This is a genomic window from Bacteroidota bacterium (assembly GCA_016720935.1).
In the GTDB taxonomy this organism is placed as follows: Bacteria; Bacteroidota; Bacteroidia; order AKYH767-A; family 2013-40CM-41-45; genus JADKJP01.
The window spans coordinates 221,639-247,678 of sequence record JADKJP010000006.1 but is presented as its reverse complement, the minus strand read 5'-3'; the positions used below and the strand labels follow the sequence as shown (position 1 = coordinate 247,678).

The following is a 26,040-nucleotide window of genomic DNA, read 5'->3' as shown; positions in this document are numbered from 1 at the left end:
TTCAGGACGAAATTTTTAAAAAGAAATTGCCTTAAATGGTTTGAAAAAACCTCTAAAATCTGGATCAAAGTTGGTCCGGAAACAGCTATATTTTTTGATTATATGCATCGTTTTTCAACTAAAATTTCAAGTCCTTTTTCGGCTCTAATAATTGCCTGTTTTTCAATAAATTAACAAACAGGCAATTGTTCATTTCTTTCGTCGAAAATCACTGATTTTCAGCATGAAAATGCTTGTTTTAGCGGTTGCTTTTTTGTAAATTTACAACCTATGCAAGCTGATTCAAATAATCGGCTTTTTTGATGTCTGAATGCAGTTTTTTCAATTATTACCGGGGTGGGGGAAATTCAAAAAAAAATTAAAGGAATGAGTGAGTTCATTAATGAAAACGTGAATAAAACCGAAACGATCATCGAAACGAACACGACGAAAAAAAACCAGGAGTATTCAGCCGATAGTATTCAGGTCCTTGAAGGTCTGGAAGCGGTGCGTAAACGTCCTGCCATGTACATTGGCGACATTGGCATTAAGGGATTGCATCACCTGGTATATGAAGTTGTAGACAACTCCATTGACGAGGCTCTGGCCGGTCATTGTAAGAACATAGAAGTATTTATCCGTCCCGACAATTCAATTATGGTCCGGGACGATGGACGTGGTATTCCAACGGATTATCATAGCAAGGAAAAAAAGAGCGCGCTGGAAGTCGTAATGACAGTGTTGCACGCCGGAGGTAAATTCGACAAGGATTCCTACAAAGTATCCGGCGGATTGCACGGAGTTGGAGTTTCCTGTGTGAACGCACTGTCTTCTCATTTGAAAGTTGAAGTTCACCGTGAAGGAAAAATCTTTGTTCAGGAATATAGTTGCGGAAAACCTTTGTATGATGTGAAGGTTGTTGGTGAAACCAACAGAACCGGAACAACAACAACATTCCTTCCTGATAATTCAATCTTCATCACCTCCATTTACCAGTATGATACGCTGGCAACCCGTTTGCGTGAACTTTCATTCCTGAATAAAGGCATTCGCCTGTCGATCAGTGATGAGAGAGAAGCTAACGGAGACGGACAGTTTCGCAACAATTCATATTACAGTGAAGGTGGTCTGCGTGAATTCGTAGTTTACCTTGATGAAAATCGTGAGAAGCTGATTGCCGACCCCATTTATATGGAGGGAGAACGCAGCAACATTCCCGTTGAAGTCGCGATGCAATACAACACTTCCTTCAACGAAAATGTGCACTCGTATGTAAACAATATCAATACACACGAAGGTGGAACACATCTTGCGGGTTTCCGTCGCGCTCTCACACGTACTCTCAAAAGTTATGCTGAGAAATCAGGTCAGCTTGATAAATTGAAATTTGAAATCAGTGGAGATGACTTCCGCGAAGGACTCACCGCAATTATCTCGGTAAAAGTTCAGGAGCCGCAATTCGAAGGACAGACAAAAACCAAACTCGGGAATAACGAGGTGATGGGGGCGGTTGACCAGGCGGTAAGCGAAATGCTTAGCAATTACCTCGAAGAGCATCCCAGGGAAGCGAGAATGATCGTGGACAAAGTAATTCTTGCCGCTACAGCGCGTCACGCCGCCCGTAAAGCGCGTGAATTGGTGCAACGGAAGAATGTTTTATCCGGATCAGGTTTGCCCGGTAAATTGAGCGATTGTTCCGACAGCGATCCGGAAGGATGTGAACTTTATCTGGTTGAGGGAGATTCCGCGGGTGGTACTGCCAAACAGGGACGAAACAGACGTTTTCAGGCGATTCTGCCTTTACGTGGTAAAATCCTGAATGTGGAGAAGGCCATGGAATACAAAATTTACGAAAACGAGGAAATCCGGAACATTTTTACCGCTCTCGGTGTATTTCGTGATGAAACGAAAGAAGGACGTCCGCTCAACATGGATAAGATCCGTTATCACAAGATTGTGATCATGACCGATGCCGACGTTGACGGTAGCCACATTACAACATTGATTCTAACTTTCTTCTTCCGACACATGAAGGAAATGATCGAAGAAGGTTATCTCTACATCGCTACTCCTCCACTCTATCTCGTTAAAAAAGGTAAGGAACAACAATATGCCTGGAATGATGAGCAACGTATTGCCGCGGTGAAGAGATTAGCTGGTGATGGTAAAGAAGAAAATGTCGGCGTACAACGATACAAAGGTCTTGGAGAAATGAATGCGGAACAGTTGTGGGAAACTACAATGAATCCGGAGACACGTACTCTTCGCCAGGTAACAATCGATAGTGCCGCAGAAGCTGACAGAATTTTCTCAATGCTGATGGGCGACGATGTTCCTCCACGCAGAGAATTCATCGAAAAGAACGCGAAGTACGCGAAGATTGACGCTTAACAGCTGTAAAATAAACTCAAAAAAAAAGCACCGGAGTCCGGTGCTTTTTTTTGTTACAAGATTTCTTCAGGACTCCAGTTCCCTTAAAGTCATCCAGGCCATTAATCCCATTCCGGTTTCAAGAGCGGATTCATCAATATCGAATGTGGAAGTATGAACCGAAGAGACAATTCCTCTCTCTTCATTTTTTACTCCGAGACGATAAAAACAAGCGGATGCTTCCTGTGAATAGAAAGCGAAATCTTCAGCGGCCATCCATATTTCAAGGTCTTCCACATTTTCTTTTCCTACAAATTCTTCGGCAAACTTACGCGCCCGGTCTGTGAGAATTTCATCATTGATGAGAAAAGGATAACCGCGAACAATATTGAATTCACAGGATCCTCCCATACTTTCCGCGATACCTTCTGCCATTTTTTTCATGCGCCGGTGTGCCTCGTCACGCCATTCTTCATTCAATGTCCGGAACGTTCCCTCCAGATACACTTCATCCGGAATTACATTGGTTGCTCCATTGGCAATTACTTTTCCAAAACTGAGAACTGAAGGCAGACTGGGTTTCGCATTTCTGCTTACAATTTGTTGCAAAGCGACCAGCATTTGTGCGGTGATCATCACAGGATCTATCGTCAGGTGAGGCATGGCTCCATGTCCACCCTTTCCTTTTACCCGAACATAAATCTCATCGGTACTTGCCATGTATAACCCTTTCCTGAATCCAATTTTGCCTGCTTTGATTTGCGGCATTACATGCTGCCCGATAACAGAATGAGGAACGGGATTTTGCAAGACACCTTCTTTTATCATCAGTGAAGCGCCACCCGGTAATTTTTCTTCACCGGGTTGAAAAATAAATTTCACACTGCCTTCGAAACTATCTTTTAACTGGTTCAGAATTCTGGCTACACCTAACAATGAAGAAGTGTGTACGTCGTGGCCACATGCATGCATGACTCCCGCATGCTTAGATACATAATCTGTTTTATTCGTTTCCTGAATAGGTAAGGCATCCATATCAGCCCGGAGTGCTACAACTTTTTTCCGCGGATTCTTCCCTTCAATCAAAGCGACGACACCTGTATTTGCCATTCTCTTAAAATCTGTGATACCAAACTCTTTTAATTTCTGTTCGACAAATTTTTGTGTCTCCGTTTCTTTAAAGCTAAGTTCAGGATACATGTGCAGATGTCTTCTGCAGGAAACAATTTCCGGATGAAATTGCTTTGCAAGTAGTTTAACCTTTTCGATGGAATTCATCTTAGATGGGTCTTGTTTAGAAAGTCAGGAGGGTAAAATAAAGAAAAAAGCGCCAAAGTCCGGATCAGAAATCCAATCCAAGGGAAAAGTAAAAGCGGTAGGGTAAAATTTCTCTGTTCTCTACGCCCCAGGCCCAATCGGCACGCAGGAAATAACCGAGAAGCCGGCTACGCAAGCCAAAACCAAAACCTCCTACAATGGGCTCATTCTGACTGGTTATCGTTACAAGGAAGGGTTGCTGGAAGATGACTCTTTTATTCAAAGCATTGGTTGAATCATAGGGAGAGGCACCGTTCCACGCTGTTCCGATATCACCGAATCCTACAATCTGGAAATTACGAACGAAATCGGATTTGATTGGTCTGTTGAGAAGATATCTGAAAATCGGCACGCGCAATTCACTATTGATGAGCGCGAAAGTGTTTCCATTTCTGATGTTTTGCTCAAAGCCACGAAGATTTGTAGCCAAAGCCTGGAAATAATAATTCTGGCTAAAATCAATTGGCGTTTCATTGTTAAAGCGCGGAACCAGCCAATTGTCAGTAGATCCCATGTAATAGATGATGCGTTCTTCACCAAAACTGGTACCGGTGGCGAAACGGTTTGCCCAGATAAGTTCGCGGTGAATTTTTTGATAATGTCTGACATCAGCACCAAGAACAACCATACCTGTTTTGGAAATATCCGCTTGTTTGTAGTACTCACCAAAAATCTTTAATCGTGTACCATTGAACAAATTCACTCCGGTGGGAAGTGTATTGTCAAAAACATATTCCAGACGACCATTCAACCAATGCAGATATTGATTTGGAAAAAGCAATGAATTGTAATCTGTAGCAAGTGCTACAAGACGATCATTCCGGTACGCGACTGAGCCACGAACAGAAGAGACATCACTGAATGGCCATTTACCCTGGAAACGTAATTCGTGTGAATGTAATTTTGCACCGTATTGTGACAACAATAAAGCCTGTCGGTAAAATGTAATTTGTTTGTCGAAGCGATTCTTCAGATTTTCATAACTTAAAAAATACTCGTTGGAATTCAAATCTCCCGCGAGCTTGAATCCGCCGGTAATCCGGTAATCCTCCATCAGATCACTGATTCCTAACTTAAAGAAACCATTCAGTCCCGGATTATAATAAATCGCTCCGCCACCGGTAAACAGCTGGTAACTTTGATTGAGCAGTGTATTGTCAAGCTGACTTACAAAATAGGTCGAAGAAAAAGCGGTTTCATAATTTCTCTGTTTAGGCAACAGGTTTGCAAGTGAATCCTGCTTTGTAACATCAGGTTGCTGTGTGACAACTTTAGGTTCTTCTTTTAATTCTGCTTCCTTTCTCTTCTCCTTTTTACTCTTTGATTTCGGGAAATCACTTTGGAAAACATAATTATCTATGTCGATCTTATTGGAATCAGCAGGAGTTATGGAAGGTTCTTCAGCGCCGTTTTTTTCCGGAGTTCCATCTTCCGGAGCAGGTGCCTGGAATTGAGACTTCCTGGATTCCTCGTTTCTATACAGTGTTCTCGGAAGGGTTCCGGAAGACAAAGAGGGTTTTTGAATGCTTTCTACTTTCATCCGCAAACGACCGTCTTTGAAAAAAACCTGGCTCACTTTGGACTTTGTGTAATTTACGTCCTGCGAAACAATATTGCGTGAATAATTGGTCAACGGATAATTCTCTACGATCATTCTGTAATGTTCAACTGTATCGACATAAGCCAAAGCGCTATCCAGATTGGCAAGGTATCGGTTTACAATTCCATTTTCATCGCTGAGATACGCGATATGTCCGGAATCATAAGGCATCGGTTGAATTTCGTTGTACTCAGGAGTATTTGTGATTCTCCTCAACACAGTTGATTTCGCTCTGTAATCGTAATAGAAGACATCATAGTTTGAACGCGTAGGCAATACATTTTTTTTGTCCGCTTCAAGTGTATCGTTGATTCGATTGGAAGAAAAAACAATTGCTGAAGAATGATTGATAAAACGTGGATGGAGATCATCATAAAAATCCTTTGTGATTTGCTCAAAGGTTCTTGTGCGAAGATTATAGACAAAAATATCACTCTGTCCTTTCTGAACCGCTGACATCACCAGTAATAATCCATCATCTGAATAAGCGAAATCCAGAACTTTATCAAAGTTGAACAATTTACCTTCTTCATACTTTCTGGATTCCATGGAATAGGTCCCGAGCCATAAAAATCCGCGTCGTTCACGGATCAAAGCAAACATTTTTCCGGTGGGATGCCAGGCAAGGATAGGAAAGGACAGATCTGTCTCCTGAGTATAGGAACGATAACCACTTTTAAGTATACGTTTGGTTTTCTTTCTCTCCCAATCGTACAATTTCACTTTGTATTTTCCGAGGTCATTACTCACATACACACTGTATCGTCCATCACTGCTGGTTTTCAGCTGTGAATAGAGCATGTTCTGCTTCGGTTTACGCACAATTCCTTTAGTGTCTACAGAATCACGGTTGACATCGCTCTGAGCATAAATACTGAGCATCGCGTCTTTCCAGTTGCGGGCGAGTTCTTTCATATTCAGACCCAATACGTACATGAAACCACTTTCAATATTCCGGTTCACCCGGGTCATGTACAGGAGATTGGAAACAGAAGACTCCGTATAGGTATCGATGATGTATTTCCAGATGGAATGTCCGGCGGTTTGTGCATCCAGTCCGGTAAGGTGATTAAATTTCAGATATTTCTTGCTGACAATTCCGTCACGTAAACGGTTATCAATCTCAACATCCCAGTTTTTTGAAACGTAGGATACTAGCCCATTGATATACCAGTCCGGTAAGGTGAGCAGCGCGGAATTCTGTATTCTTTCCTTAACATCTCCTCCATACATGATCTGATCAATGAGTACCCTTGCAATACCTGCGCGAATTTGTCTGCGAAATTTCTCATGATCTCCGGTAAAATAGAGAAACACTTTATTGCCAACAATCTTGGTAATACCCCCGGTATTATTATTCAAATCATCGGTTTCCAATCCGATATTTGTTTGCTTCGCTTCACTAAGCTTATTATAAATGATGAACTGAATACGTCCATCGAGTTTGTAATCGAATAAATGTTCTATTTCTTCCAGGTCTTTATCCGCTGTCCTTCCTGTAAATGCCGCGAGATCAAGGCCTCCGAGATAGTAATACGTGTCAAAATTTTTGTATTTCATGAACGTCCAGAATCGTTCATCATATTGCACTCTGTTTTTTCCAAACTGCATTTCATATCCATTGTAGAACTGAGCAGAGGAGGAAATGGAAAGTGTAACGAGTAGAATCAACCCGTAGAAACGAAATCTTTTTGGAGAAAGAAAAGCAGAAATCAGGTTCATAAAAGTTTCCGGCAAATAAACTCCGGGACATTGGAATCAGACAATGCGAATGTAACTAAATTTGCAGAAATACAGAAGCCCAAATGATCAAACTTCTCGGGTAAATCCTGAATTTTAACAGAGTATTTACACCTTGCTCCGGTGCCTGAATTAATCCGAATCAGGATGGTAAAAGGATTTCAAGTATAAAAAATGACACGATGATTACAATACACTCCTTCACCTTCAATCCCTTCTCAGAAAACATGTACATCCTGTATGATGAAACGAAGGAGGCATTAATTATTGATCCGGGTTGCTATACCCTACCGGAGAAAGAAGAATTGGCAAAGTTTATCCGGGATGCCGGTATCAAACCCGTAAAACTGCTGAATACACATGCACATATAGATCATGTACTCGGGAACAATTTTGTTGCGGCAAAATATGGACTGAAACTGGAAATGCATGAAGCTGACGCTGATTTGCTTCGCTCAGCACCGGTTTACGGTCAAATGTGGGGAATAAAACCTGAACCCTCCCCTGAACCTTCAGCTTTTCTGACAGAGGGTGATGAAGTAAAATTTGGCAATTCTAAACTTGACGTATTATATACTCCCGGTCATTGTCCCGGAAGTATTACATTTTATTCAAGTGATGAAAAATTCGCGATTGTCGGAGATGTCTTATTTTATGGAAGCATTGGAAGAACCGATCTTCCCGGGGGTAACCATGAATTACTGATCAGGTCTATTCGTGAAAAACTTTTTCCCCTGGGAGATGATATGGTTGTTTATCCCGGACATGGCCCGTCTACGACGATAGGCTTCGAGAAACAACACAACCCATTTCTTTAAACACCGGTTGTATCCTCTATCCTGCTGTTAAGGAACTTTTTATTGAAGTAAAAGCAGCACCAGGTTGCAAAGGGAGCGAACACTACATCAATGGTATAATGTACGTGCTGGATGAGAACCAGAAAGCCAACCATAATGGAAAAAAAACCAAGTATCGGTTTCCAGCGTTTGTGATCTACCGCGAAATACATTGAGCAAATGGTTGAGACATGGCCGGAAAAGAAAAGGTCCTTGGAAATTATTCTCCCTCCGTTTGTAAAAAACTGAACAATGGGCTCACGAAGTGGCAGGTACCCTTGAGGCGGCTCCAGTGGGAAAAGTGTAATTGAACCAATCCTCACAATCGTGACGAGCACATAGGTTTGAAGCGCAAGCAGAAGTAATTTAGGTTTGGGCCAATTACAATACAATGCGAGTAAAATACCCATGTACAGAAAAAAGAAAACCAACCAGGAAACATCCCTGACAGGGAGGATCGACAAGAAGTAATCTTCCAATCGGGTCCCATTGCGGGATTCGGCAAAATCGAAAAACCAATTGAAGATTCCGGAAAATGAAATCAGTACCAGCAATGAGATGATGAATTGCAGGCGAAAATTCTTTTGACGCCAGGCATTTCTCCAGGCAACGGAACTATTGGACATTATCTGGGATCTCAATAAATATTTTTCAGGAAATTGCTTTTAGAATCATGTTTTCAACTTCCGGAGAGTCCCATTGTTTTTCGATATCCGGTAATGCCATCACATTCTGCATGATGGATTGTTGCCTTTGCCCGTTTGCAAGTGCTTCTGAATATGGAATAGAACTGAAAGTCACCTGAGAATAAAGTGGCAGCCATTTAGAAGGATGCTTTTCATGTATTCTCGCTTCAATTTTCTTTTGCAATAAGAATTTCTGACTGCCAACCAGGTCGCGCATCTCGACAAAATTCATGACAGCAAGATCAGCGATTGCATCCGAATTGGGTTTACGCGCCAGTTGATAGTCCGGAAGAATTTTTGACCAGTCACCATCGTGCCGGTCAATCAAAGCATCCAACACGGTGCAATCTTCAAAGCCACAGTTCATGCCCTGTCCATAAAATGGTGTAATCGCATGAGCCGCATCACCGATAAGGGCGAGTTTATCTTTGAATGCCCATGGAAAACACTTCACGGTTACGAGTCCTCCGGTAGGGTTTTGGAAAAAATCTTCCGCCAGAGTTGGCATTAACGGCAAAGCATCCGGGAAGACTCTATTGAAAAACGAAATGCACTCTTCGGGAGTTTGTATGGAAGCGAAAGAATCTTTTCCTTCGAAGGGAAAGAACAAGGTAACCGTATAACTTCCGTCAAGATTTGGCAATGCGATCATCATGTATCCGCCACGGGGCCAGATGTGCAAGGCATTTTTTTCCATCTGAAATTCACCGCCAGGTCCTGGAGGAATGATCAGCTCCTTGTAACCATGTTCAAGGTAATTCTGAGAATACTGGAAGCGATCAGAACTGAGTTGCATTTGCAGACGCGCGGCAGAAAATGCGCCATCCGCTCCGAAGATCAGATCACTACCGACTGAGCTTGCAATTTTCGTTACCGCATTTTCAAATTTTGCTGTGTTGTGATCAAGATCAAGCCCTGTGCATCGTTCATTAAAATGAATTGTTACTCCGCTCTTTTCAGCGAGGTTCATCATTTCGCAATTGAGAATTCCTCGGGACGTCGCATAAATGGCCTGATCTTTTTCACCATACTGCTGATAGGTAAGCTCACCGGAAATACTGTGTATCATTCTTCCACCCATGGGAATTCCAATCCTGCGGATATCTTCTTCGATACCCACTCCCTGTAATCCTTTCCAGCCCCTGTCGCTGATGGCCAGATTGATGGATCTGCCGGCAGGAATATTTTCTTTTCGCATATCCGGACGACGTTCAAAAATGGTGACTTTGTATCCGCGTTTTGCGAGATAAATGGAAAGTAAACTTCCGACCATTCCTGCCCCGAGTATGGTGATATTTTTTACTGAAGATTTAGCCATGATTTCTGTATACTTCTATAGTAAACTTTATTTCAAATGAATTGCGGAAATATAATGCAACTATTTAACTATTTACATATCCCTTATCATTGATCAGGAAAAAAATCTTTTTTCTGAAATTATTTCTGAAATGAAAGAATTGATTTGCTTAGTACTTGTCCAAAATAATAAACATCCTCGAAACTATTATAAAGTGGCACAGGAGCGGCCCGGATGACATCCGGCTCTCTCCAGTCGACAATAACTCCGTGTTCTGTCAGCAGTTTATAAATTTCCTTCCCATATTTTTTTACGATCAATGATAACTGACAACCTCTTTGGGCGGGATCAGATGGTGTGATAATCTGAATGGGAGCTTCTTTTCCTTCAGATATTGAAGCCTGATTAATTTCATTTACTATAAACTCCAGGAAAGAAGTGAGCTCCCTGCTTTTTTGCAACAGTTTGTCAAATCCTGCCTTTTCAAAAATATCCAAAGAAGCTTTCAGGGCTGCCATTGAAAGCACCGGCGCGTTGCTGAGTTGCCAGCCTCTGGCTCCTTTGGCAGGAATAAATTTTCGGGGCATTGAAAATCTTGTATCCGGGTCATTTCCCCACCATCCTGCAAATCGTGGAAGAGAAGAATTGTTTCCGTGTCGTTCATGAACATAAATTCCAGACACACCGCCCGGTCCGGCATTCAGGTATTTGTAACTGCAAAAGCAGGCATAGTCAACATTCCAGTCGTGTAATTGCAATTTCACATTGCCAGCGGCATGCGCGAGATTGTAACCACAGGTAGCGCCAACTTCATGAGCAGCCTTTGTAATTTTGTCGAGTTCAAAATACTGACCGGTATAATAATTTACTGCACCAAGCATGACTGTCGCTACAGTGTCGCCATGTTCCCGGATAGCCTGAATGATATCCTCAGTTTGCAAACAATGTTCCCCTTCCCGTGGCTTTAAATAAATAACAGCCTCATCCGGATTAAAGCCATGAACATAAGCCTGAGATTGCAGAGCATATAAATCCGAAGGGAAAGCATCGTATTCACAAATGATTTTATACCGCGAAGCTGTTGGCCTGTAAAAAGAAACCAACAACAAATGCAAATTGGTGGTAAGCGAATTCATGGACACCACCTCATCAGGTTGGGCGCCTAATAATGAAGCGATCTGATTGGTGAGAATATCCTGGTAATGAAACCATGGAAAACGGCTGTGGAAGTGGCCTTCCACACCCCAGGTTGCCCAATCTTCCAATTCATTCAAAACATATTCCTGTGTAGAACGTGGTTGCAACCCCAGAGAGTTTCCGGTAAAATATCTCACCGGATGCCCGTTATTCTGAGGAAAATAAAAACGGGAACGAAATTCACTCAATGGATCCGACTCATCCATTTTTCTGGCAAAGTCAAGGGAATTGATCATTGTTTGGTATACTGATTCAGGCATATTGACAAATTCTAGGCAATGATAAAGATCATGTATCCGAAGATTCAGAAAATAATGTGCAAAAAGATTCCATGGAAATTCTGCTTCATTCTTTTGCTATCTATCAGGTATCCTTACCTTCGTGATCGTTTGGCAAAGGAAGCCAAAGTTATAAGAATTGGTTTTAATTTATCAGCAAATTAATCATGAAAAGAGCACAATCAGAAGCACTCTATAAGAAAGCGTTAAATTATTTTCCCGGAGGAGTAAATTCTCCTGTCAGGGCCTTTCGTTCTGTCGGTGGAACACCGCTTTTTCTTGAAAAAGGCGATGGTTGTATCATTCAGGATGCTGATGGAAATGAATTCGTTGACTTTTGCTGTAGCTGGGGGCCGTTGATTCTGGGTCACAATAATCCGGTAGTGCGTGAAGAAATTATCAAAGCTGTTTCTTTGGGTACTTCTTTCGGGGCTCCGACCCGTAAAGAAAATGAGTTAGCAGAATTAATTCTTCAGCACAACCGTTACATAGAAAAAATAAGATTTGTCAGTTCCGGTACGGAGGCTGTGATGTCGGCACTTCGCCTTGCCCGTGGATATACCGGAAAACCTGTCATTATTAAATTTGAAGGTTGTTACCACGGTCATGTGGATTCCCTGCTGGTGAAAGCCGGAAGCGGTTTGTCGACATTTGGTATTTCCTCTTCCGCGGGTGTGACTGAAGCTGTGGCAAAGGACACATTGGTGTTACCATTGAATGACAAAAGAGCTTTGGATGTTGCGCTGTCGGATTTTGCTCACGATATCGCGGCCATTATCATTGAACCGATTCCGGCCAACAACGGACTGATGCTTCAGGAAAAATCTTTCCTTGAATATTTACGGAAAGTGACGAAAGAAAATAATATCCTCCTGATTTTTGACGAGGTAATCTCCGGTTTCAGAGTAGGTTTTGAAGGAGCTGCCGGCCTTTATGACATCCAGCCTGATATTATCACTTATGGTAAAATCATTGGTGGCGGGATGCCTGTGGGTGCATATGGAGCAAGCAAGGAAATGATGTCACATATCGCTCCTGAAGGAAATGTTTACCAGGCAGGGACATTGTCTGGAAATCCGGTGGCGATGTCAGCAGGAATTGCTCAGTTGAGAGAGTGTTCCAAACCCGGTTTTTACACTCAACTGGAAGAAAAAACAAAAGTGTTCACGACCAAGCTGAACAATTACGCGCAGTCTAAAAAATATCTGTTCAAAGTTTTCTCAATAGGATCAATATTCTGGTTTGCATTCACTGAAAAAGAAAAAATTTCATCCGCGGATGATATCAGTTCCGAGAGTATGAAATTTTTCAGAGTGCTTCACGCGGAGTTGCTGGAGAAAGGAGTTTATCTCGGTCCGTCAGGATATGAAGTCGGGTTTGTTTCCGCCGCTCATACACCGGAAATATTGAATCAGGTTGCAGACAAAATCTGCGCGGCACTGGATGTAGTTTTTGCTACTCTACCGGAAGGGGTTTCCAAAGTTTAGAAGACTCCAGAAAAAACTTTTATCTTTTTTCTTTTCGCGGGCGGCAATTTCTCTTGCGAGGAGAATCCACCCTTTGTGACCAAACTGAATCAGCCAGTTTACAGCCGGGGCTTTGCCCTCACAGGCATCAGCGAAAGCTGCCAGTTCCCTGTTTCCGGAAGTGATGAGAAAAACTTTTGCCTTGTCATCACCGGCCATCGCGTCGACAGTTGCTGCCAATGGACGATATCCGTTCTCCATCAGCCATTTGAATGACTTCTCTACTCCTTCAAATGCATCCCAGAATTCAGACAATTCACGGTAGTCATTATCAACGAGCCATTGCTGAGCCATTTCATCATCATTCCTGACACAGAGTACCAGGTGCTCAAATGCTTCTATAGGGTATGATTTCATACGAGTCGGATAGCTAAATATACAAAAACAAATTGCAGAATCATCATTCCATCTACGTAAACTTTGCAAAAATATTTTGAAGGATTGGTTTTTGATTTAAAAATTAAAAAGATTGCTATAAAAAATGAAAGATCCAGGGCAAGCATAACAGCCGGAGTAATCATCATGGGAGCCTTAGCCAGGTGGCGAAGCAAGATGCCAACCAGCAAAATCAACATCCCGGTAAGCTTTGTAATCCGGATTCCGTAAACTACAGGTAAAGTATTTGTTCCCCACTTTTTTTCATTATCCACATCACGGATTTCAAATGGAATACAAAGTCCGTAAATAAAAAAAGACCTGGCAATTGCCTGTCCCAGAATTTTCCCTGTATCAAGCGCGTGTTGTTGTTCAAGTAATGGAATCAGTACAGTGACTGCCGCCCAACTCAAGGAAAGAAATGGCAGTTTTAAGAGCAACGATTCGCGAAGTTTTCTTCGACGACCATTCCATTTTACAAGAGGAATACTGTAGAGAATACTAAAGAGAGAAATTCCGGCGAAGGATAAGATGATTGGGAAATTCAATTGTGTCAAACTATAAACAATCATCAAAGCGGGCAGAAAAAGAAAAATCAGATCGACCGCTGAAAAATCGCGAGCTTTTACTGAGCTGACGAATTTGTTATATCCATTAAAATCCAAATGGTGAGAATGGTGATGAAAATTGTAATAGAACCAGGTGGATGAGAAGACCAGGATTACAGCGGGAGTTATTTTCAGATCAATACCATTGAGGAGAAAAGTAGAAAACACCAGTGCGACGGAACAAAGTCCGATAAAAATATTTCCAAATACGAGAAGGTCAAAAACCTTAATGATTCGGTTCACATTAGCGGTGGATTATCCACTCCGAAAAAGTGGCTAATAAATGATACTTAAGGTAACACTCCCGGCTACAAAACCGATCAGTCCGCCAATCATCGCATTTCTGATTTTGCGATCTCTGGCTTTCTTTTCATAGCCTTCACGATAGATGTTATTTTGAAGCAAAGCCGGGTCAGAGACTTTTTGTTTTTCCATTTTTGGAGAAAATGCTCCTACGATCGTCGCATAAAGAGGAGGAACAGCCAGACCATAAAATCCAAGTAATCCACCTCCCGCTCCCAGGACGAAGGCAGTGCCTTTGTTGAAGTTATTTTTATAGTATTTGTCGGCATCCTGTTCCCCTTTGATGAACATTCTCATTTCTTCGGGTTTGAAATCGACAGGATCAAGGGAATCGGAATAATATATAACACGTTCAGTTCCATCCTTGTAACGGATAGAAAAGACTCGTTCAGGATCGATGGTTTTGAGCTTGCTTTTGGGCTCCATTTTTCGATAAGCGATGGTATAATCCTTCAGATCGACAGATTTTACCAGAATCGTTTTACCGTTGATCAATACCAATGTGTCCTGGGCCAGTAAGGTACCCGAACAAAGGGCGAAAAAAAATAGTGAAAAAAGCAGATTACGCATGCGCATGAGTGTCAATTCTCCAAAACTACAATAAAATATCCTTGTAAAAAATTCTCAATAATGAAAGTACATTCCTCAGCCCCAAACGATTCAATATTCACTACATTTGCGGCCGAAATCTTATTCCTAAAAAAGTATGTCACATTTCGATTTTGCTTCCCGTCATATTGGTCCTGATGAACAGGATTTACAAGCTATGTTAAAAGAAATTGGTGTTGCTTCGGTAGACCAATTGATTGACGAAACAGTACCTGCTTCCATCCGGTTAAAGAAACCTCTGAATCTGCCGGAAGCACAAAGTGAATATGCTTTTTTAAAAGAGCTCAGAAAGGTCGCGAGCCGGAATATTCTTTCCAAATCCTATATCGGTCTTGGCTATTATGACACCATCACTCCCGGAGTGATTCTTAGAAATATTCTTGAAAATCCGGGTTGGTATACTGCATACACACCCTACCAGGCAGAAATTTCCCAGGGTCGTCTGGAAGCATTGCTGAATTACCAATCCATGATTCTGGATCTTACCGGAATGGAAATCGCCAATGCATCCTTGCTTGATGAAGCCACAGCGGCGGGTGAAGCGATGCACTTATTTTTTGCAAGCAGAACACGTGAACAGCTACAACAAAACGTACTTAAGTTATTTGTAGATGAATCCTGTTTTCCTCAAACGATAGACGTTCTCAAAACACGTTCAGAGCCTCTGGGTATTGAGCTGGTGATTGGAAACGCGATGCAGTTTAATCCGGATGCATCCTTCTTTGGCGCGATACTTCAGTATCCCGGAATGAATGGAGAAGTCGGCGACTATAAAAACTGGGTAAAGAAAGCTCACGATCTTGGTATTCGTGTGGGTGTCGGAACAGATCTTCTCGCGCTGACCCTGCTTACTCCTCCGGGAGAATGGGGTGCCGATGTAGTGTACGGAAATTCGCAGCGCTTTGGAGTTCCACTGGGATATGGCGGTCCGCATGCGGCGTTTTTTGCAGCAAGGGAAGAATTCAAACGTGAAATGCCGGGAAGAATCATCGGTGTATCCGTAGATTCACATGGCAATCGCGCATTACGAATGGCTTTGCAGACCCGTGAGCAACACATTCGCAGGGATAAAGCTACTTCCAATATCTGTACCGCGCAGGTTCTGCTGGCAGTGATGGCAAGTATGTACGCTGTTTATCATGGCCCTGAAGGCATCAGACATATAGCTGAAGGAGTGCATGGAACAGCAACGCTTGCAGCTGATGTTTTAGGTCAGTTGGGTTACAAACAAGAGAACAAAATTTATTTTGATACATTATTGATTGATTCCGGTGAACTGACAAATGCTATTCGCAAGGCGGCACTTGAACAAAAAATCAATCTGCGTTACATCGGCGACAAGAAAATTGCAATCAGTTTTGATGAAACAACAACAGGTGATGAATTAGATCGGTTGCTTTCATTGTTTGCCACTGCAAAAGGAAAATCACTTCCTGCATTGAGCAAAACATCAAAACTTCTGATTTCAGAATCAGCATTCGCCCGGAGTTCAGCATATTTAACTCATCCTGTTTTTAACCAGCATCACTCTGAAACAGAAATGCTGCGTTACATCACCGGATTGGAAAACAAAGATCTTTCGCTTAACCATTCCATGATCGCACTGGGCTCTTGTACTATGAAGCTGAATGCGACCAGTGAGATGGCTCCGGTAAGCTGGCCTGAATTCAATGGCTTGCATCCGTTTTCACCGCTCGATCAGACTGACGGTTATCAGCAAATAATCCGTGAGTTGGAGGAATACCTCTGTACCATCACCGGTTTTTCAGCAGTTTCATTGCAACCGAATTCCGGTGCTCAGGGAGAGTATGCAGGGCTGATGGTTATCAGGGCGTATCACCACAGCAGAAATGAGCAGCATCGTGATGTCGTATTAATTCCATCTTCTGCTCATGGCACCAATCCGGCAAGCGCAGTGATGGCCGGAATGAAAGTGGTGGTTGTGAAATGTGACGATCATGGAAATATTGACATCAGTGATTTGCGTCAGAAGGCGGAACAAAACAAAGAAAAACTTTCCTCTTTGATGGTAACCTATCCATCAACACATGGAGTGTTCGAAGAAGGCATTCGTGAAATTACTCAGATTGTTCATGAATGTGGTGGACAAGTTTATATGGACGGAGCAAATATGAATGCTCAGGTTGGTCTTACCAATCCTGCAACCATCGGAGCTGATGTTTGCCATTTGAATTTGCATAAAACATTTGCAATTCCTCATGGCGGAGGCGGGCCAGGAATGGGACCGATCGGAGTGGCGGCACATCTTGCACCCTTCCTTCCTTCACATCCTGTTGTAACGATGGGTGGAAGTATTCCTGCTGTATCAGCAGCTCCCTGGGGAAGTGCAAGCATTCTGCTTATTTCCTATGCTTACATCCGTATGTTGGGAGGCAAAGGAGTTACTGATTCAACCAAATATGCCATACTGAACGCCAATTATATCAAAGCAAGGCTGGAGGCACACTTCCCTATCCTGTATGTCGGATCAAATAATCGTGTTGCTCACGAGATGATCGCAGATTGCAGGCCATTTAAATTGTCAGCAGGAATTGAAGTGGAAGACATCGCCAAGCGATTGATGGATTACGGATTTCACGCTCCTACCATGTCATTCCCTGTACCCGGAACCATCATGATCGAGCCTACCGAAAGTGAATCAAAAGCAGAGCTGGATCGTTTTTGTGATGCTTTGATTTCAATTCGTAAAGAAATCGCTGAAATTGAAAAGGGCAATGCCGATAAAAAGGACAATGTTCTAAAGAATGCACCCCATACCCTTGCAGAAATTACCAAGGATGAGTGGAATCATACTTATCAGCGAAAAAAAGCCGCATTCCCGCTTCCATACATTCTTCAACATAAATTCTGGCCTTCTGTGGGTAGGGTAGATAACGCTTATGGAGACAGGAATCTTGTCTGCGCCTGCCCTCCGATTGAAAGCTATGCTGAAGAAACTGTATAAAGCCTTATCCAGCAAGGGCTTTAACCAAGTGCCGGGCTTTGAAGAAGTCAGGATTATTATTACATTTGAATCCCTCAAAACAACCAAAACCATCTGTAAACAATGAAAAATTCTACGCGCATTTTTATTTTCATGCTGCTCACACTTGTCACGTCAGGACTTTCTGCCGTTACCCGTCATCGTGCTGCGCAAAACGCCGATAACTGTACATCGGTTCCACTTCGTCACTCTGTAACCCCACGCACTCAGGCTGTTCCTTTCTACAGTCAGGATTTCAGCGGAGGCATTCCCGGAACCTGGCAGGTTGTTGACAATACACCGAATGGTCTTGTTTGGACCTGGACAAGCACAGGTGCTTATTCAGCATCACCAGGGCTCGATTCCCTGAGTACTCTTGGTACTTCTTCGGCTAACGGTTATATGATTTTTGATAGTGATTCTGCAGGTGGTGTTGGTGGAGAAGATGCAGATCTTATTACTGAAACTATCGATTGTTCATCCAATATTTCAGTACACCTGACATTCAACCAGCTTCTAGTTCATTTCGCTGAAGCGGCACGTGTATATGTAACAAACGATGGCGGTACAAACTGGACTGAAGTTTACGATGCAAGTGCCGGACTTGCACAATATGCCGCTACTCCAAATCCGGATTTGGTTGACATCGACATTACGGCTTTGGCCGCAGGTCAGTCTACTGTTCAAATTAAATTTAACTTCCAGGGGAATTATGATTTCTGGTGGATGATTGATGATGTACAATTGTATGAGCCTGCTTCTACTGATGGTGGTGTTTCCGCAATTAATGGCCCGCTTTCATCCTGTAACCTTCTTGGAGCTGCTGAAACAATTTCTGTTGAAATCAACAACTTCGGTGGTGTTCAAATTTCCGGTTTTGATGTAAGTTATGTTGTTGACAATGGAACTGCCGTAACAGAAAATGTTACAGACACAATCGCTCCGGGTTCTTCACTCTCTTATACATTCACAACTACCGCTGACCTTTCTGCGGGTGGTACTCATACCATTGTTGCGTACACAACAATCACCGGAGATACAATCGCAGCTAACGATACTGCTTCCGCCTCAATTTACAATGGCTCACATGTTGCAAATGCTTCTGTAAGTTATTCAATGGGTTTTGAGGACAACGAAGATCTCAGTACGTGGGCTGTAGAGGACGCTAATTTTGATGGTTATGAATGGTCATTGGTTACAACTAATGCTCATTCCGGAACAACTTGTGCGCGTATGGCGACTCCAAATTCATCAGTTCCTGCTGATGACTGGCTGTTTACAACTTGTCTGGAGCTTAATGACTCTACTAACTACGACCTCTCTTATTTCTATCGTACATCCAGCACATCTACTCAGGCAAATCTTGAAGTTAAACTGGGAACCGACCAATCTTCTTCAGGAATGATCCTTTCTCTCATTCCGACACACACGATCACAAACATCTTCTACCTGACGAATCTTGCTAGTTTCAATTTGCCTGCAAACGGAATTTACTATATCGGATTCCATGTTACCAATGCTGATTCAACCACAAGTCTCCGTATTGATGACATCAATCTCTCCGGTTCTTCAGGTGTTGGTGTTTCTGAATTGACATCGAAGAGTGTATCCGTATATCCTAACCCGAGCACGGGTATGTTCAGTCTTAATTCTTCCTTGAAATCAGCTTCTTATCTTGTTTCTGTAATGAATACAGTTGGACAAGTTGTTTATGAATCGAAATTTAACAGTCTGAACAATCAGTCATTAGACCTCAGCGCAATGCCTGCCGGTCAGTATTTTGTAAAAGTTATTTCAGATGCAGGCGTTAACACGCAAGCGATTTCAGTGGTGAAGTAATTTTTCATCCAATTATTTTAAAAAAGGACACTTTTCGGGGTGTCCTTTTTTTATTCATAATACTTCCAAAATCCTTGAATTCCAGTTGAAATACGGCATGTGATGTTTGTTAAAATGACATTACTAAAGTTGACAGATTTTAAAAAAAAGGTACATTTGCCATTCTTAAAATATCTCTAACCAAAGTATCATGAAAAAATTATACGCGTTAATAGCTATCGCTCTGATCGGGACGCTGACAGCTACAGCCCAGAATGATAAGAAATCATCTGGCAAAATTAAATTTAGTACTACTGCGACTGCTAAAATCAAACCTCAGGGTTTGACAAACGCACGCCATGCTTCAGGCACAAACCACGTTGCGACTACGGTTTGGTCAGATGATTTCAGCAATGGTGCAAACTGGGTAATTGATCATCAGGCCGGCACAACCGGTGACTGGGTGATTGGTACAACAGGTCCGAGTGGTCCTTTTGCAATTGATCCGATTGCATCAACTACTGCAGCGAACGGCTTTGCGTTGTTTGATTCTGACTTGATCTGTTCTTATGACCAGGTGGGTAACCTGACTACTGCGAACTCTATCGACTGTAGTTCAATTGCAACCGCGAAGTTGTCATTCTCTCAGTATTATGCCCGTTATTATGACAGTACTTATGTTTTTGTAAGTGCTGATAACGTTAACTGGACACGTTTTGAAGTGAATGGTAACATGGTCGTTAACGACCTTAGTCTTACGAATCCTGAGACTGTGAATGTTGACATCAGCTCTATTGCTGCTAACCAATCAACTGTTTGGGTACGTTTCCAATTCTACAGTCCAAATGCACTTGCTGTTGATACATCCGGTTGCGCATACGCTTGGATGATTGATGATGTATCTATCAGCGATTACCCATCCGCAGACGTTTCAACTCTTGGAATACTTGTTCCATTCAACGGTTGTGCTCTTGGTGCTTCTGAAGAAATCTTCACAGCTTTCATCAACAAAGGAACCACTGACATCACTGGTTTTGACGCATCTTACACTATCAATGGCGGTACTCCTGTAACTGAAAACATCACAACAACCATTCTTGCCGGTGATACTTTGTTCTACACATTCACAACTCTGGCTGATTTCTCTGCTCCTGGTGTTTATGATGTAGCTGTGTATTGTGTTGCTGCTGGTGATGGCGACCTTAGCAATGATACTGCTTATACAAATACCGCTTCCGGAACACCAAGCCATGTAAATTACAACATGGGTTTTGAAACTACCGATGACTTTTCTTTATACAGTGTAGAAGATGCTGACGGAGATGGTTCCACGATAGATATCAGTGCCACTTACGTTCGTACAGGACTTGCCTGTCTGCGTTATACATTACCAAATTCAGCATCTTCCGACAATTGGGTTTTCACCAGCTGTATTGATTTTGATCAAAATGATGTTTACGGACTTGATTTTTGGTTTAAGGTATTTGACAACACAGCAGTACCATTCAATGTAGAAGCATACCTCGCTACCAGCCAAAATTCAGCTGACGCAACTACACTTCTTGCTTCACCTCCTGTACCCGGTGATACTTCATACACAAATGTTCACACGACTTTCTCAGTACCAACAACCGGCACATACTACATCGCATTCCGTGGTTTCGGTACAAACGTTGACAATACTACACGTATTGATGACATAACCATTGACCTGGTTTCAGGTATCAAAAATACTGATCTGAACAAAGCAATGATGGTTTATCCTAACCCAAGCAATGGCCGTATCTTCGTTGAAAACACAAGCGCTACTGAAAAATCAGCAACCGTTTCTGTACTCAACACAGTTGGTCAGACTGTTTATACAAACAACTTCAGCAACCTTGTGAAAGAATCTATCGACCTGAGCAATCAGCCTGATGGTCTTTACACTGTTCGCATCAGCACTGCATCCGGTGTTGTAAACAAAACAGTTGTTGTTTCAAGCAAATAATAATTAGCCCGGATTTTATCGGGAATAAAAAACCCTCACCTTGCTGGTGAGGGTTTTTTTGTTTTACAGGAGTCAAGAGACGTGGGACGAGGGACGGAGTTGGGGTTAGCGGTTTGCTTCCTTTCATTCCTTACTCTTCCTTCTTTTCACCATTCACTCTTCACTGCTTAAACTTTTTTGACATTCTTGGCCAGCTTGCTGGCGAAAATAAATTCGTTCAGCTCTTTGTTGTCGGTACGAAGGATGTCGTCGACATTACCTTCCCACCATTTTTCTCCTCTGTGCAGGTACAGAATTTTATCTCCGATTTCCAAAACGGAATTCATATCATGTGTATTCACAATTGTTGTGATATTGAATTCTTCCGTGATTTCTTTAATCAGATTATCAATAACAATAGACGTTCTTGGATCCAAACCGGAATTTGGTTCATCACAAAAAAGATAACTTGGATTCGGAGCGATTGCACGGGCAATAGCAACCCGCTTTTTCATTCCTCCACTTAATTCAGACGGTGATAGTTTATTTACATTCACCAGGTTTACCCTGTTGAGACAAAAATTCACCCGATCAAGTTTTTCTTCGAGGGTCATTTTTGTAAACATGTTCAGGGGAAACATAATGTTTCGTTCCACATTTAAGGAATCAAACAAGGCCCCTCCCTGGAATACCATCCCGATTTCCTGACGAAAAGGTTTTCTTTCTTTTTTATCGAGGCCGGAAAATATTTTTCCGTCGTACCACAGTTCTCCTGAATCTACATCGACTAGTCCGACCATGCATTTCATCATGACAGTTTTGCCGGATCCGCTTCCACCGATCACCAGATTGATGTGCCCCTTTTCAAAAGTGGTCGAAACGTTATTGAGAATCACACGACCATTAAAGCTCTTTGAAATGCTTTTCAGTTCGATCATGTGAGGATCAGTTGAGTTAAGATGTAGTCGAATATCAAAATCAGGATACTACTATAAACCACTGCATTTGTACTGGATTGGCCGACTTCAAGGGCACCGCCTTCGGTATGATAGCCATGATAAGCAGAAACAGTAGTAATAATGTAAGCAAAAGTGAGTGTCTTTATCATCGCGAAAGTGATGTTAAAAGGCACAAAAGAATCCTGTATTCCTTTGATGAATTCCGCCGAGCTGATCACACCGGCCATTGTACCTGCAAACCAGCCACCGAATATTCCAAGGAACATACTTATAGATACAACAAAAGGAAATATTAAGATGGCGGCAACGACCTTCGGTAATACCAGATATGCTGATGCATTAATTCCCATAATTTCAAGGGCATCAATTTGTTCAGTTACACGCATCGTCCCGATTTCGGACGCTATGCTTGAACCTATCTTTCCGGCAAGCACCAGAGACATCATTGTAGGGGAAAATTCAAGAATAATTGAATCCCTCGCCACAATTCCGACTGCAGACATTGGAACAAGGGGATTTACAAGGTTATATACAGTTTGAATGGTAATTACAGCTCCCATGAACACAGAAGTCAGGGCAACAATTCCCATGGAACCATACCCAAAATTATCCAGTTCCCGCACCAGCTGACGCCAGTAAATGGAGAATTTTTCGGGTTTGGTCATCATCTCCTTGATGAAAATCCAGTATCGTCCTAAGTGAAAAAGCCAATTCATGAGATCGCTAAAATAAGAATTAATAACTGGTTGAAAGATTCCAATAAAATTGACGTTTCAACATTATCAACACTCTTATCTTTGTCACATGATAGCTCATCTGTCGAAAAAAGCACTTCTTTATCTGCTCCTCATTGTTTTAGTTTCTAATTCAGGCTGCTTTTTGACTAAAAAGAAATGCGATTGTCCCGAATTCACAAAAGTAAGGCATCGTAAAAGGTGAACATCAGTTATCCGGCAATCACAATTTTTTAGTTCCCTCACTGATTAAAATCATCCTTTTAATTCAAAATTTCGCTACTTTTGATTCCTATTTAAAATCGTTCTAAATAGCAAAATGGGGCTAGAAGTAAAGTATTTGTCGGAACTGCGAAAAGGGCAAAACGGAATCATTGATTCGTTTACTGACTATGAATTGTCTTTAAAGCTCCTGGAGATGGGTTGTATACCCGGAGAAAAAATCGAAGTGATTCGGGTTGCTCCGCTGGGTGATCCGATAGCTATTTCGATTACCGGATACATGTTAAGTCTCAGAAAAGATGAGGCAGCAACGGTGAGAGTTCGCATGGGTTAAGTTCAGAGATTCAATTTTTTTAAAACAGAATACTAAATTCAAGGATTGACCTGTTTGCAATATTAATTGCATCTTTCAAACCTAAAAAACTCCTTCGGGAAAGCATCATTTGGCGAGGAAATTAAAAATAGCCCTTGTTGGAAATCCGAACAGTGGAAAATCCTCTGTGTTCAACGGCCTGACCGGATTGAATCAGAAGGTTGCGAATTTTCCCGGCGTAACGGTGGACAAGAAAATGGGCTTTGCCACTCTCAAAGATGCACAAGGAGAGTTGATCGAGGCTGAATACATTGATCTTCCGGGAACCTACAGCCTGTATCCAAAATCGCCTGAAGAGAGAATTCCGTTTCAGATTTTATGTGATCCCAATAATGAGTCTCATCCCGATCTTACCGTAGTCATTGCGGATGGTACCAACCTGAAAAGAAATCTCTTTTTGTGTTCACAGATTATCGATCTGAAGATCCCTGTAATCCTTGTGATTAACATGATGGATCTGGTGCGATACAAAAAGATTGAAATAGATTTTCAAAAACTATCGAAACGCTTGGGAATACCTGTAATCCCAATGAACAGCAGGAAGCTGGAAGGAATTGACGAACTAAAAAAAGCGCTGGTCAGCCCGCTCCATATTCCTGATAATGATTTCATCGATGTAAGAGTCTTTTCGCCGCATGTTGTGGATACTATACGAAGTGTGGTGCACGTGCACAGCAATTACAATGCGTTCCTGGTGGCGAACAATCTCGATTTGATTTCAGCTTTTGAAATCCACCAATGGAAACGCGATAAAATTCACGCGGCCTGCACTGAAAATAATTTTGATTCCCAACAAATGCAGGCAAGGGAAACTCTGGAGCGCTACAAAATCATCACGAGTCTGATGAACGATTGTGTTGTTACTCCGGATACACCGATTCAAAAAACATATTCATATAAAATTGATAGTCTCCTCACCCATCGCATTTGGGGATACTTTATTTTCCTGATCGTACTGTTCATTGTTTTTCAGGCGATCTTTTCCTGGGCCAGTTATCCGATGGACCTGATAGATCAGGGATTCCAGTCACTGAGTAGTTTTGTAAGAAACAACCTTCCTGCCGGATTGATAAATGATTTGATTGTAGGAGGTATTCTTGCAGGTTTAAATGGCATTGTTGTTTTCATTCCTCAGATCGCCCTGTTGTTTTTCTTTATTGGGATACTTGAAGATACAGGATACATGGCCCGGGTTAGTTTTATCATGGACCGGTTCTTGAGAAAATTCGGGTTGAACGGTAAATCTTTAATTCCATTGATCAGCGGAGTTGCCTGCGCGGTTCCTGCCATCATGTCAACCAGAACCATTCAAAACTGGAAGGAAAGAATGATAACCATTATGGTTACTCCATTGATGAGTTGTTCAGCAAGGTTACCGGTATACACTCTTCTCATCGCATTGATAATCCCCAAAGACTATGTCTACGGTGTGAATTTGCAGGGACTGGTATTGATGCTGTTATACCTCATTGGATTTATATCCGCTATTGGTGTCGCATGGATTATGAAAAGCTTTATGAAGTCAAAAGAAAGAAGCTTTTTTGTTATGGAATTACCAATGTATCGTGTACCGAGATGGTCATCCATTGGTTTACACATCATGGAAAAGGTGAAAATTTTTCTTTTCGATGCAGGTAAAATCATCATATCCATTTCGATTATTCTGTGGGTACTTTCATCTTTCGGACCATCCGGCGAATTTGACAGAATTGAACAGAAATACAGTGAGGGTGTTTACACAAGTGTACTTCCTCAACAAGAGATTGACAGAAAAATTCAATCAGAAAAACTGGAAGCTTCATATGCCGGAATGCTCGGGCATGTGATTGAGCCGGTGATCAGGCCACTGGGCTTTGATTGGAAAATTGGAATTGCTCTCATTACTTCTTTCGCGGCAAGGGAAGTCTTTGTCGGAACAATGTCTACAATATATAGTGTTGGAGATTCTAATTCAACAAAGCATACATTAAAAGAAAAAATGCAAAGTGAAATCAATCCCATTACCGGAGGTCCACGATATACTTTCGCTGTTGGTCTGGCTCTGATGCTATTTTATGTATTCGCGATGCAATGCATGAGTACAGTCGCCACCGTATTCAGGGAGACAAAAAAAATCAGGTATCCATTAATTCAAATTGTCTATATGAGCGGAATGGCTTATGTAGCAAGCTTAATTGCCTTCCAGCTTTTAAAACCCTGAAAAATCGGGGACTCCGGAGCAATTATTTTAGTGAATTAAAATACCGGATTGGGCATTTGAA

At 42.1% G+C, this 26,040-nt stretch carries 18 protein-coding genes; 8 read left to right on the top strand and 10 right to left on the bottom strand.

Annotated elements, in window-relative coordinates:
• Positions 1-366: 366 nt before the first annotated feature.
• On the top strand, positions 367-2,370 hold the full coding sequence (gene gyrB, locus IPP86_09315) for a DNA topoisomerase (ATP-hydrolyzing) subunit B (GenBank protein ID MBL0138713.1): 2,004 nt from the start codon (positions 367-369) through the stop codon (positions 2,368-2,370).
• A 66-nt stretch (positions 2,371-2,436) separates the two neighbouring features.
• Here the strand turns inward: gyrB and IPP86_09310 are convergent, their stop codons facing one another.
• Together IPP86_09310 and IPP86_09305 are read right to left on the bottom strand one after the other, a co-directional pair.
• Complete coding sequence (locus IPP86_09310) at positions 2,437-3,627, bottom strand: amidohydrolase (protein ID MBL0138712.1); 1,191 nt, start codon at positions 3,625-3,627, stop codon at positions 2,437-2,439.
• 64 nt (positions 3,628-3,691) lie between these two features.
• Positions 3,692-6,988, bottom strand: coding sequence for a hypothetical protein (locus IPP86_09305; protein MBL0138711.1), 3,297 nt, complete (start codon positions 6,986-6,988; stop codon positions 3,692-3,694).
• Between the two features lie 200 nt (positions 6,989-7,188).
• Between IPP86_09305 and IPP86_09300 the strand changes: the two genes are divergently transcribed.
• Positions 7,189-7,824 carry an MBL fold metallo-hydrolase gene (locus tag IPP86_09300; protein ID MBL0138710.1) on the top strand — a complete coding sequence of 212 codons (636 nt, stop codon included), beginning with the start codon at positions 7,189-7,191 and terminating at the stop codon, positions 7,822-7,824.
• On the opposite strand, the gene IPP86_09295 is transcribed toward IPP86_09300, so the two are convergent.
• From IPP86_09295 to kynU, 3 genes are all read right to left on the bottom strand, one after another.
• A complete protein-coding gene (locus IPP86_09295; GenBank protein ID MBL0138709.1) occupies positions 7,821-8,468 on the bottom strand; it encodes a hypothetical protein in 648 nt (215 codons plus the stop codon). The genes IPP86_09300 and IPP86_09295 overlap by 4 nt on opposite strands.
• Positions 8,469-8,493: 25 nt before the next feature.
• Positions 8,494-9,846: an FAD-dependent monooxygenase gene (locus IPP86_09290; protein ID MBL0138708.1), complete on the bottom strand. Its 1,353-nt coding sequence runs from the start codon at positions 9,844-9,846 to the stop codon at positions 8,494-8,496.
• Between the two features lie 119 nt (positions 9,847-9,965).
• Positions 9,966-11,258: a kynureninase gene (gene kynU, locus IPP86_09285; protein ID MBL0138707.1), complete on the bottom strand. Its 1,293-nt coding sequence runs from the start codon at positions 11,256-11,258 to the stop codon at positions 9,966-9,968.
• A 209-nt stretch (positions 11,259-11,467) separates the two neighbouring features.
• Here kynU and hemL point away from each other — a divergent pair, with 209 nt between their 5' ends.
• Positions 11,468-12,787 carry a glutamate-1-semialdehyde 2,1-aminomutase gene (hemL, locus tag IPP86_09280; GenBank protein ID MBL0138706.1) on the top strand — a complete coding sequence of 440 codons (1,320 nt, stop codon included), beginning with the start codon at positions 11,468-11,470 and terminating at the stop codon, positions 12,785-12,787.
• Here the strand turns inward: hemL and IPP86_09275 are convergent.
• The 3 genes from IPP86_09275 to IPP86_09265 are packed head-to-tail and all read right to left on the bottom strand — an operon-like array spanning position 12,761 to position 14,682.
• Positions 12,761-13,183, bottom strand: a complete 423-nt coding sequence (locus IPP86_09275; protein MBL0138705.1) for a hypothetical protein — start codon at positions 13,181-13,183, stop codon at positions 12,761-12,763. The two genes, hemL and IPP86_09275, sit on opposite strands and share 27 nt — an antisense overlap.
• The gene (locus IPP86_09270) at positions 13,180-14,052 is read right to left on the bottom strand and encodes a hypothetical protein (GenBank protein ID MBL0138704.1); all 873 of its coding nucleotides are present in this window, start codon (positions 14,050-14,052) and stop codon (positions 13,180-13,182) included. Before IPP86_09270 ends, IPP86_09275 begins: the two co-directional genes overlap by 4 nt.
• Positions 14,053-14,085: 33 nt before the next feature.
• Positions 14,086-14,682: a hypothetical protein gene (locus tag IPP86_09265; GenBank protein ID MBL0138703.1), complete on the bottom strand. Its 597-nt coding sequence runs from the start codon at positions 14,680-14,682 to the stop codon at positions 14,086-14,088.
• Positions 14,683-14,818: 136 nt separating this feature from the next.
• Here IPP86_09265 and gcvP point away from each other — a divergent pair, with 136 nt between their 5' ends.
• The 3 genes from gcvP (at position 14,819) to IPP86_09250 (ending at position 21,512) form a co-directional block, all read left to right on the top strand.
• Complete coding sequence (gene gcvP / locus IPP86_09260) at positions 14,819-17,686, top strand: aminomethyl-transferring glycine dehydrogenase (protein MBL0138702.1); 2,868 nt, start codon at positions 14,819-14,821, stop codon at positions 17,684-17,686.
• 102 nt (positions 17,687-17,788) lie between these two features.
• Positions 17,789-19,543: a T9SS type A sorting domain-containing protein gene (locus tag IPP86_09255; GenBank protein MBL0138701.1), complete on the top strand. Its 1,755-nt coding sequence runs from the start codon at positions 17,789-17,791 to the stop codon at positions 19,541-19,543.
• Positions 19,544-19,733: 190 nt separating this feature from the next.
• A complete protein-coding gene (locus IPP86_09250) occupies positions 19,734-21,512 on the top strand; it encodes a T9SS type A sorting domain-containing protein (protein ID MBL0138700.1) in 1,779 nt (592 codons plus the stop codon).
• Between the two features lie 167 nt (positions 21,513-21,679).
• On the opposite strand, the gene IPP86_09245 is transcribed toward IPP86_09250, so the two are convergent.
• Both IPP86_09245 and IPP86_09240 read right to left on the bottom strand, forming a co-directional pair.
• Entirely contained in the window at positions 21,680-22,429 is a 750-nt protein-coding gene (locus IPP86_09245; GenBank protein ID MBL0138699.1) for an ATP-binding cassette domain-containing protein, read from the bottom strand.
• Positions 22,426-23,166 (bottom strand): ABC transporter permease, encoded by a 741-nt coding sequence (locus IPP86_09240; protein ID MBL0138698.1) that lies wholly within the window; start codon positions 23,164-23,166, stop codon positions 22,426-22,428. Before IPP86_09240 ends, IPP86_09245 begins: the two co-directional genes overlap by 4 nt.
• Positions 23,167-23,503: 337 nt before the next feature.
• On the opposite strand from IPP86_09240, the gene IPP86_09235 reads away from it, so the two are divergent.
• A complete protein-coding gene (locus IPP86_09235; GenBank protein MBL0138697.1) occupies positions 23,504-23,740 on the top strand; it encodes a ferrous iron transport protein A in 237 nt (78 codons plus the stop codon).
• 109 nt (positions 23,741-23,849) lie between these two features.
• Positions 23,850-25,979, top strand: coding sequence for a ferrous iron transport protein B (feoB, locus tag IPP86_09230; GenBank protein ID MBL0138696.1), 2,130 nt, complete (start codon positions 23,850-23,852; stop codon positions 25,977-25,979).
• Positions 25,980-26,040: the final 61 nt, after the last annotated feature.